General features: G+C 57.5%; 5 protein-coding genes. All 5 read right to left on the bottom strand.

From position 1 onward, the window contains the following. Nucleotides 1-355 precede the first annotated feature (355 nt). The gene (locus RHSP_RS07370) at nt 356-781 is read right to left on the bottom strand and encodes a hypothetical protein (RefSeq protein WP_004111978.1); all 426 of its coding nucleotides are present in this window, start codon (nt 779-781) and stop codon (nt 356-358) included. Between the two features lie 3 nt (nt 782-784). Beyond that, on the bottom strand, nt 785-5,527 hold the full coding sequence (locus RHSP_RS07365; RefSeq protein ID WP_004111976.1) for a hemagglutinin repeat-containing protein: 4,743 nt from the start codon (nt 5,525-5,527) through the stop codon (nt 785-787). A gap of 278 nt (nt 5,528-5,805) precedes the next feature. Then, nucleotides 5,806-5,967 carry a hypothetical protein gene (locus RHSP_RS34545; RefSeq protein ID WP_240535378.1) on the bottom strand — a complete coding sequence of 54 codons (162 nt, stop codon included), beginning with the start codon at nt 5,965-5,967 and terminating at the stop codon, nt 5,806-5,808. A 49-nt stretch (nt 5,968-6,016) separates the two neighbouring features. Then, nucleotides 6,017-6,664, bottom strand: a complete 648-nt coding sequence (locus RHSP_RS35285) for a hypothetical protein (RefSeq protein WP_004111974.1) — start codon at nt 6,662-6,664, stop codon at nt 6,017-6,019. After that, nucleotides 6,642-10,602: hemagglutinin repeat-containing protein (locus RHSP_RS07355; protein ID WP_200863245.1), on the bottom strand; the 3,961-nt coding region annotated here is incomplete at its 5' end. The genes RHSP_RS35285 and RHSP_RS07355, both read right to left, overlap by 23 nt.

The following is a 10,602-nucleotide window of genomic DNA, read 5'->3' as shown; positions in this document are numbered from 1 at the left end:
AGTTACGGTGACAGTGCACTATTTCCTCAATGATGACTTTGGTTTGATCGCGAAAGGGGATTTGCACGCGCTCGTTCCCGCTTTGGGTGGCGTGATGTGGAATATCAGCGACGACGACCCGAGCAAGACGGGCATTTGCTTACTTTGGTCAAATCTGGAATCTTATTGAGTGCACTGTCACCGTAATTCTCCGAAGATTGAAAGAATTGCGCTTGGATATTGAAGCGGCGACTGTCCTAGTGATGACGTTATTGTCGACCACTACCGACAGGTTTTTTTACAATTCGAGATCATGTAAGCGCCATCGGCAAATCAGGAACTCGAATCCGCTATTTGGGCCTGGATCAATGGAATGTCAGGTCCAACTCAGCAATATACTCCACTGATTGTTGTGCAGATCAAATGCTGTTTCGATACGGCCCCACGGAAAAATATAGGCCGTCATCCCATGGGCGTACCTTTCCTGCGGATTGCCAAACTCAGCCATCAAGATCTCGTCATAGTGGCGTCGCACTTGATCGGGTTCAGCTCCGTCTCGATCGAGCAGCATGAAGGAAATTTTTTTTAATTCTTCTCTGAAAAAGCTTAACCTTGCAGCGGCCGGCCTTCCCAGCATGAAAACATCCTTAATCGAAATATGTCGCCAGCCGGTATCGACCTCCAAATCATTCCATACCGTAAGTCCCATCCCGACAACCTGAGAAAGCCGTTCGTTTCGAGCGAGCACTCGACCCTCTACCAAGAGAATTGAACCGTCACTCCTGTCAATGTTGCAAACCATTATCTAATCCTTGAATGGAATGGAAAACAGCGGCACCAGCGAATCCTTGTAGCTTGGTATAAAGAATTGCGGGGCCCCGCCGTTCCCCCAATCGGGGTTCGCCGTAGTCGAAGAACTGAAAGCAGCCGACGTATTTCCAACCACCTGATATACTGTAACGCCGTTTCTATAAGGTGGATAGGCTGGATTGGTGGTATTTGGCGCTATTTGAAGTGCACCATAATACCCTTTCGCGGTGCCGCCGGTGCCCAAGTATCCCTGCAAGCTCGTGTAGTAAGGCGATTGCCCCGGCGCGGCTCCGACCACATAACTTCCGCCAGAAAGTAAAACATCCACGTAGTTATCAACACCCGGATAATCGCCGCTCCCCTGCCACGAGCGAGCTTGCTGCGAGGGCGAAATCGTTGGGCTTCTTGTGCCCGGATAAGCGGAACCACTCAGCGGTTCGAGTTCGAATCCAAGCGATTGGTTGACACCTGTCGCAGGCGCCCCACTTGTGGCTGCACCAATAAAAACTCCATTCATGATCTCCCAAGTCGCCAAAGCCTTGTCGACTGCCGCTCTCGATTGAGCCGCTCCGTTAATCGTCTGAACCGCTTTGTCGAGTGCACCCGCAAAGTCCTTAGACGTGGTATGCTCGGTGGCATAAACCTGCGAGGCAAGATTATAGAGATTGAGCACCCGGGCAAAATACTGGGAGTTGATCGTCGCGTCCTGGTACTCATTGCCATACGCGTGGAAAAAGGAGCAATTTGTGCCGCCCGTGGCGCAGATAGTATTCCGGGGTGCGATGCTATCCAAAAATGCCGCAGCCGCGCTGTCCTGCGTAGCATCAGCCGCTGTCGCGTCCACCTGCTTCAGCGCCTGGGTCGTCAACTCACCGATCGCCACATTGATGGTATCCTTGCTGCAGCCAGATGGGCTTACGGCGTTGCCGCAAAGACCCTGTTCGTAAGCGAACCGTGCTGCATTGCTCCTGATTAGATTAGCCTCGTCGATGTGGAGCTGACGGTTGTACTTTTCCGCGTCCAACGCGGTGGCGGCACTTTGCGTGCCACCGGCTGCCATGCCGACCAGAACGGAAGCCCATTGACCCAGCGCGTTGCGCTCGTCCTGGGTGAGGTTGGGATTGTCCGCCAGCGCCTTGTCAACGATGGCGCCGATCAATTCCTGTGCCGCACCGGAAAGTGCGCCGGTTGAGACGTTGCCGCCGGCAACCAAGGCCGTGAGCGCACCTGCCGCCGCATGGAGTGCAACTTTCTCGGTACCGCCATCGGCAAGCTGGAATTTCTGACCAAGATAACCGATTGCCATGTTCATGAGCTGCGACAGCGCTGCGGCGCTCTGTTGCTGGGCCTTGAGCTTATCGATATCAAACGGTTCGACCTGGGTGTTGGCCTTCGCAGCGTCTGTGTTGAGACCAGACAGATCCTGTTTCTGGTTCGCCAGATTCAAGTTGCCAGGCGTAACGGTTGCCAGTGTTTCGCCGCGATCGCTCTGTTTCGCCGGCTGGCCAACGACCGGCACGGGAATGCCAGGGCCGACCAGGCTGATGCCGTAGCTTTTTGACGAGGCCGACATCGAGTTCGCAATGTTGGAATAGAGGATCTGATTGGCTGTTAGATCGTTGCTGGTGGGATCGGCGGTCGAGCCGATGAAGCCGCCGACAAGATCGATGGTGCCGTCCGTTCTGACGTGATAGCCGCCAGAACCAGCGAAGATACCAGTCTGCTGCGTCACGTTGGCGTAATCGCCAGTGATGCTGCCCTGATTGTAGCCGCCTCCGATCACTGAACCCTTCGGGCTCGGTCCGACGCTGAGCGAGGCGCTTTTGTTGCTCTCATTGTAGACTGCCGTGTCCTGGCGGCTCTCGATAATGATTCCGTTCTTGGCAGCGGCGTTGACCGTATTCCCGGAGAGCACGGCGCCGGCAAGTTTCAGCGTATCGCCAGAAACGATCGTGACGGTGTTTGTGCCACTGACGTTTGAATTCACCTGGGTGACTGAGCTGCCATTCGATTTGTCGCTGGCATAGCTGCCGCTCGCGCCAAAGCCGGCGCTCGATTGCGCCCCGAGGTTCAAGCTATAGCCAAAGCTGGCGCTACCCGATTTGCTGTTGCTCTTGTTGTCAGAGGTCGCTTGCACACTTTCCAGGTCGACATTGCCGGCCGCCGAGACCAGCACATGACCGCTGTTGGGGTCATCGGAGACCGTCGGTGTCTGGCCATCCTTGCCCATACCGGCGCTGATCTGCACGCCGCGACCGACGACATCGCCGGATTGGGCGACGATGGTCACCGAGCTGCCGCGGATCTCGGGCGGAACGGGGATCGATGTTGTCGCTTGCGATGAGCTTTCACTGAAGCTGTAACCAGCTGTGATCGAGATCGATGCGATGTTGCCAGAAGCCTTCCCGGTCGTGGCATATTGGTATGCGTTGCTAAGCGCGTTATAGCCGTTGACCCCCGCCAGGACCGCCGGTGCGATTCCATAGATGCCGTTATCCCCGGATAGCAGGCTGCCCGCTTGCATCGCCTGTTGGCCCGCTGAGATCAGCGATGACTGCACCGTCAGGCTGACACCGGCAAAGCTCTTCTTCTGCATCTCGGAAGCGTTGGTGACGTCGTTGCTCGAGAGCATGTTGACGTTATCGCGGGCAATCAGGCTGATCGGGCCGGCGGCCTGGATCTTTCCGGACTGGTCATTGATGTTGCGGTTGGCTGCGATGGTGATGCTGCCATCGGAGTCCAAGGTGCTGACCGCATTGATGTTGGCGTCCTTCGAGCGCTGGTCTTCCGACTTGGCGACACCAATGCCGATCGACAGGCTGCCGTCGCCGGCGGAGAAGTTGATGCCGAAGCCGGAGCGCTTGGTCTGGCTGGAGGAGGACTGTTCTTCCGCGCCGGGCGCGATGTTGACGTCGCGCGCCGAGGAAATCACCGTGCCCTCGCCGGAATGCGAAGACGAGCCGAAAATGTTGACGTCGCCCTGAGTTGACGTGATCGCCGTCGTGCCACCAGACGAAAGCGTCGAGCCGATGTTGTCGGTCGCGCTTTGACTGCTCTTTGAATCCTTCGACCCATAGATGGAGATAAACCCGCCGCCGGAGCCGACGCCGATGCCGGACTTCTTGACCTGCTTGTCGCTCTCGTGCTCCTCCTCGGCGCCCATGACGGTGACGGTCGAGCCGGAGAGGCTGAGATTGTTGCCGGCGGCCATGTTCGAGCCGGAGACGACGGTCTCGCCGCCCCCATTGGCGTTGATATTGCCAGAAGCCGAGATGGAGGAGCCAACGTTATTTTCGTCATAGCTGTGGGTGTGGGTCTTACTGGAAGAGAGGAAGCCGCTCGATTTGCTGTCAGAGGTGGTTTCGTCTGTATCCTTGCCGGAAGCGATGACGATGTTGCCGGCAGCGCTGATATTGGCGTTGGCTGTATGCGTTGCGTCACCGGCCGTGACGTCGGATGCCGAAATCGTGACATCGCCAGCCGTCGAGGCGATGTTGACGCCGGTCTGGCCGGAGATCGACGAGCCCTCAGCCGTGGTCGTGGTTTCGGTTGCCTTCTTCGAACCGGACTTGCTGGAGGAGGAGGCACTGTCGATGGCTTCCCCGATAGTAACGTCGCCCTTGGCGATCAGGTTGGCGGTGCCGCCCTTGGCGGCGATGTCGGAACCGATGACGCTGATGTTACCGGTGTCGGCCTCGACGGCAATGTGTCCATTCTGCGAGGTAACCGAGGACGCGTTGCTGGTAACGGCGGTCGAGGACGACTGGCCGCCCTTGTAGCCGGTGGCGACACCGGCAATCGTCTTCGATTGGCTCGTGGTCTGATCCTGCGAAGCGACGATCGCGATATTGCCGTTCGTCGAGACGATGCCGAGATTGCCGCCGGCTGTAAGCGACGAGCCGCCGATCAGCACGCCCTGATTGGCTGACACCAGCATGGCGCCGCCGGCGATGAGCGACGAGCCCTGCTGGATCTGGCTGGTCGTGGTCGTGATCGTGCCGCCTTGAGAAAGGTTCAGACGGTCCTTGCTGAGAACGGTATTGTCGACACCAGCAGAGATGATGCTGACAGTGCCGCTGGCGGAGGCGACGGACAGGTCGCCGCCGACCTTGGCGGAACTGGCGATAATGTTGACGCCGTTGGTGCCCGCAAGACTAAGGTTACCGCCAGTGGTTACGGTGGTGCCGACCAGCGTCTGGACACCACTGTTGTCCTGTTTGACGGCGCCCAGCGTTATGGTCTGGCCGGAGAGCTGCGCGCTGCCGCCGGCGGCCACCTTCGTACCGCTCAGCGTCAGGCTGCCGGCGCCGGCATCCATCTTCAGGTTGCCGCCGGCCGTGATCCCGCCATTGGCGGCGACCACGGTTTGCCCGCCGATGTTCATGGTCTGGGCGGCGAGCGTGATGCCGTTCTCGGCATTGAGATTCATGTTGCCGCCGGCGAGGAAAGCGCCGCCATTGGCCTTGATGCTATTGGCATTGATGGTCATGCCGTCGGCCGCAGAGAGATAGACGACCGGCACCAGCACCGGCGCGCCGTCGACCACCTCGGTCTGGTAGATGACCATCGATTGCGTCAATGACGCGGCCTGCTGAGGGCTCAACGCCTGCCCGAGACCGAGGCCATGCGCCGCGGCGTAAGCAACGCCGTTGTCGAGCAGCGTCTTCGTCTGGTCGGTGGCGTTATTGCCGGGAATGAAGGATCCCGCGCCGAGGCCATCACCGACCAATTGCCGCATCTGCTCGTCGATGAGCTGATTGTCGAAATAGGCATCGCCCAGGAAGGGAACCTTGGTCTCCGGCGTGTAGCCGATCCGGTCGATGAAATAAGCCGAGCTTAGAATTCCTTAACTCGGCCACAGGCCGGGGATTCAGAGTCTTTTGGGGCTGCAGTCCGCCAGTGCGCGAGCAAGTTTTTGCGCTCCTGATGCGTTAGATAGTTATAATTGACATTATCAAGCGCGGCGGCAGGACCGGTACATCCACCGGCGGCAGCGCCGACAGCTGCTGCCACCCATTAGGCAATGGCGCTCTTCTGGGTGTCCGTGAGATTGGGATTGGTCTGCAGGACCTGCTGAAGTACGCCATTGGCGATTTCAATCAGCCCACCGCCGAGAGCACCGGCACCAACGTTGGTGCCGGCGACCTGTGAGATGATTGCGCCGACGGCAGCATGCAAGGCAACCTTTTCGGGAGTTCCCTCGGCAAAGCCGAGCCGACGGTTTAGATCAGAAATCTGAGAAGTTTGTCACGGCCCAAAAATCTTCCCGAGTATTCCTAACCCAATAGCGGTGAGAATTCGGAATCATGTGTTCAAAATCGCACTCAGCACCCCACCACCCGTCCAGTATGACAGCCTCATATGAACGGCCACGCACCATGTGCATGAAGAGCTTTCGGTCATAATTTACGTAAAACTTAGGCAGCTTTGAGAATATCTTCGCCCTTAAGGATATCCACTCCTCCGGGATAGGAGTGCCAAATGAAAGGTATTGCTCGACGAGCCTGGACATATGACCAAATTCGCCATGATCGTCATTGAAAAACTCTGTACGGAGAAGCTCGGTATTAGCGACTTTGGCTGATTGGCCATCACGATATTGAGTAAAGAGCTCGTACGTCAGCCTTGGAATGCCTTCGCGAAAACTATTAAGTTGCTGCTGTCGCCACTGATCGATAGAAAGTTCTTTCGGTAAGAACTGTAGATATTGTGGCTTATTACACAGCGCTTCAATATTTTTTGCTTGGTCGAGGTTAAAATGGGCCTCCCAGTCAACAATCCAATAATAATTGCCGGAATGCACGAAAAAACCGATGCATTCTTCGCGCTCTAGGATGTTCTTCCGCAACTTACTAGTGATTTGATCCAAATTCATTTGAAAACTCCTGCTGCGTCAAGACTCTGCCCTTTGATGAAGCTTTAGCCATGAGGTCTGAATAGAATTGATCTAATTGAAGCGATATTGCACTCCCGGATGTCGTTGGATCAACGATCTGCACGGGCGCTCCACGATTTCCAGCCTGAGGAACTGCCATTTTCATAATTTCGTTATGAGTTGTGCGATCCACCTCAAACACTACCACATTACCGTCTTGACGCTTCTGAGAAAGATAATAAGCGGCATGGTCCGCGCTACCTGTGCTAACACAAATCGATCCCGTACACCCAGGCGAAATTGTAACCGATCCATCCGCATTTACAGTTAGCGCTTCGCGGCTTGTGGCCGTACCCGAACCGCCTCCTTGAACCCGGAAATATGGAACGCCCTCTGGAACGTCAGGTACAGCGTCCTGGATCGTGCTAGGCCTACCAGCAATAACTTCGTCAATAATCGTTCTGGCGCTACCAGTGCCGCCAAAGGCGATGATCCCTGCGATGATCGGATCGCGAATAACGCTTACGATCTGATCCTTTGAACCGGTCAGAAGGGCCTTAGCTGCGTCGCTTTTCAGCTTGGATGCCTCGTCCCCAAAGTCCTGACCGTTTTGGGCATCGCCGCTATCGGCATATTGCCATGCCTTCAGAAACACCATGTGCCGCTCAAGGAGCGACATCTCATCGCTCTCGCCATTTCCCGTCAGGGCGGCATCAAGATACTCTGCAGCCGCAATTCGCAGATCGGTGCGAGCCTTGACACAGGAAGCTGATGAATTACCGACACAGCTATCAAGTTTCTCGTCGCGACTGATCGTAAGCGCTTGAAGCTCCTTAACTCGACCGCAGGCCGGGGATTCAGGGTCTTTGGGGCTGCAGTCCGCCAGTGCGCGGGCAAGTTCCTTGCGCTCTTTATGCGTCAGATAATTGTAGTTAACATTGTCGAGCGCAGCGGCAGCGCCCGTGCCTCCGCCGGCGACGGCGCCGACAGCGGCTGCCACCCATTGGGTAATGGCGCTTTTCTGGGTGTCCGTGAGATTGGGATTGGTCTGCAGGACCTGCTGAAGTACGCCATTGGCGATTTCACTCAGCCCACCGCCGAGAGCACCGGCACCAACGTTGGTGCCAGCCACCTGTGAAACAATCGCGCCGACTGCAGCGTGCAGAGCAACCTTTTCGGGAGATCCTTCGTCAAAGCCGAGCCGATCTGAAAGCTCGCCGACGCCCATATTCAAAAGTGCCGACAAGGCGGCAGCGCTCTGCTGCTGGGCCTTCAGTTTGTCGATGTCGAAGGGGTCGACGGTATTGTTGGCCTTCGAAGCATCGGTATTGAGGCCAGAGAGAGCCTGGCTCTGGCCCGTCAGATTCCAGTTGCCCGGCGTAATCGTCGCCAGCGTCTCGCCGCTGTCGCTCTGCTTGGCCGGTTGACCTACGACCGGGACGGGAATGCCCACGCCGATCAGGCTGAAACCGTAACTGCTCGAGGATGCCGACATCGAATTCTCGATGTTGGAATAGAGGATCTGATTTGCGGCCAGATCGTTGTTTTTGGGATCGGCGGTCGAGCCGATGAAGCCGCCCTTCAGATCGATCGTGCCATCGGTATTGACGTGATAGCCGCCGGAACCAGCGAAGATGCCGCTCTGTTGAGAAACGTTGGCATAGTCGCCGGTGATGGTGCCCTGGTTATAACCGCCGCTGATGCCGCCGGAACTGATGCCGAGCTGGGCGCTCTTTGACTTTTCGTTATAGGAGGCCGCGTCCTGGCGGCTTTCGATCACAATGCCGTTGGCGGCGGTGGCGTTGACCGTTTTGCCGGAGAGGACACCACCAGCCAGAGTCAGCGTGTCGCCTGCAACGACCGTGACCGTATTGGTGCCGCTGACGCTAGAATTGACCTGCGTGACCGAGCTTGCCACCTGCTTGCCGGACCCGTAGGCGGCGTTCGCGGTCGGGCCGGCATTGAAGATGTTGCGGTTGGCATCGATGCTCGCGGCTACGCCGACGCTGACACTGCCCGACTTGCTGCTGCTCTTGCTGTCGCTGGTGGCCTGGACGCTTTCAAAATCAACATTACCTGCTGCGGAAATCAGTATGCTGCCGCTATCCGGATCACTGGAAAGAGCTGGCGCTTTGCCATCCTTGCCCATGCCGGCACTGATCTGCACGCCGCGACCGACGACGTCACCGGATTGGGCGACGATGGTCACCGAGCTGCCGCGGATGTCAGGCGGAACCGGGATCGAGGTCGTCGACTGCTGCGAGCTTTCGCTAAAACTATAGCCAGCCGTCAATGAGATCCCGGCGACGGCGGGCTTCAGGCCAGTTTTTGGATCGGGCTTGGCGTCGATGGCCGCCTTGATCGACGTGATCGCGTTATAGCCATTGACGCCGGCCAGGACCGCGGGAGCAATTCCGTAGATGCCGTTATCCCCGGAGAGCAGGCTACCAGCCTGCATCGCTTGCTGTCCGGCTCCGATCAGCGACGACTGCACCGACAGGCTGACACCAGCAAAGCTCTGCTTCTGCATCTCGGAGGCGTTGGTGACGTCATTGCTCGAGAGCATGTTGACGCTGTCACGGGCAATCAGACCGACCGGGCCGGCGGCGAGGATCTTGCCGGACTGGTCATTGATATTGCGGTTGGCGGCAATGGTAATGCTGCCACCGGAATCCAACGTGCTGACGGCATTGATATTGGCGTCTTTCGAACGCTTCTCTTCCGACTTGGCGACACCAATGCCGATCGACAGGCTACCGTTGCCGGAGGAGAAGTTGATGCCGAAGCCGGAACGCTTGGTCTGGCTGGAAGAGGATTGCTCTTCCGCGCCTGGCGCAATGTTGACGTCACGCGCTGATGAGATCGTCGTGCCGTCGCCGGAATGCGAGGACGAGCCGAAGATGTTGACGTCGCCCTGGGTCGAGGTGATCGTCGTCGTACCACCAGACGAAAGCGTCGAACCGATATTGTCGGTTGAGCTTTGGCTGCTCTTCGAATCCTTCGATCCGTAAATCGAGATAAATCCGCCGCCGGAACCGACGCCGATGCCGGATTTCTTGACCTGCTTGTCGCTCTCGTGCTCTTCCTCGGCGCCCATGACGGTGACAGTCGAACCGGACAACGACAGATAGTTGCCAGCGGCCATGCTGGAGCCGGAGACGACGGTCTCGCCAGTTGCATTGGCATTGATGTTGCCGGAAGCCGATATGGCGGAGCCAACGGTATCTTCGTCGTAAGTATGGGTATGGGTCTTCGACGACGACAGGAAACCACTCTTCTTGCTGTCGGTGGTGGTCTCGCCGGTGTTCTTGCCGGAAGCGATAACAATGTTGCCGGCCGCATTGATGTTGGCGTTAGCGGTATGAGTGGCATCGCCAGCCGTCACGTCCGAGGCCGAGATGGTGACGTTGCTGCTGGTGGAGGTGATGTTGACGCCGGTCTGGCCGGAGATCGACGAGCCCTCTGCCGTGGTCGTGGTTTCGCTGCGCTTCGTCTTGCCACTGCTGCTGGACGAAGATGCGCTGTCGGTCGCCTCACCAATGGTGATATCGCCCTTGGCAATGAGGTTGGCCGCACCGCCCTTGGCATCGATATCGGAACCAATGACGCTGATATTGCCCGTGTTGGCCTGAACAGTGACGTTGCCATTCTGCGAGGTAATCGAGGACGCGTTATTGGTAACGGCGGTAGAAGACGATTGCCCGCTCTTGTAGCCGGTGGCGACACCGGCAATTGTCTTCGATTGGCTCGTGGTCTGATCCTGCGAGGCGACGATTGCGATATTGCCATTCGTCGAGACGATGCCGAGATTGCCGCTGGCCGTCAGCGACGAGCCGCCGATCAGCACACCCTGATTACCCGATATCAGCATGGCGCCGCCGGCGATGAGCGACGAGCCCTGCTGGATCTGGCTGGTCGTGGTCGTGATCGTGCCGCCT

It is taken from the genome of Rhizobium freirei PRF 81, assembly GCF_000359745.1.
Classification (GTDB): Bacteria; Pseudomonadota; Alphaproteobacteria; order Rhizobiales; family Rhizobiaceae; genus Rhizobium; species Rhizobium freirei.
This window is presented reverse-complemented; position numbering and strand designations above follow the sequence as displayed.

What these genes read in the sequence shown, in the direction of transcription:
- RHSP_RS35285 (WP_004111974.1), bottom strand. Translation starts at nt 6,664, where the DNA reads ATGAATTTGGATCAAATCACTAGTAAGTTGCGGAAGAACATCCTAGAG.
- RHSP_RS07370 (WP_004111978.1), bottom strand. Translation starts at nt 781, where the DNA reads ATGGTTTGCAACATTGACAGGAGTGACGGTTCAATTCTCTTGGTAGAG.
- RHSP_RS07365 (WP_004111976.1), bottom strand. Translation starts at nt 5,527, where the DNA reads ATGCGGCAATTGGTCGGTGATGGCCTCGGCGCGGGATCCTTCATTCCC.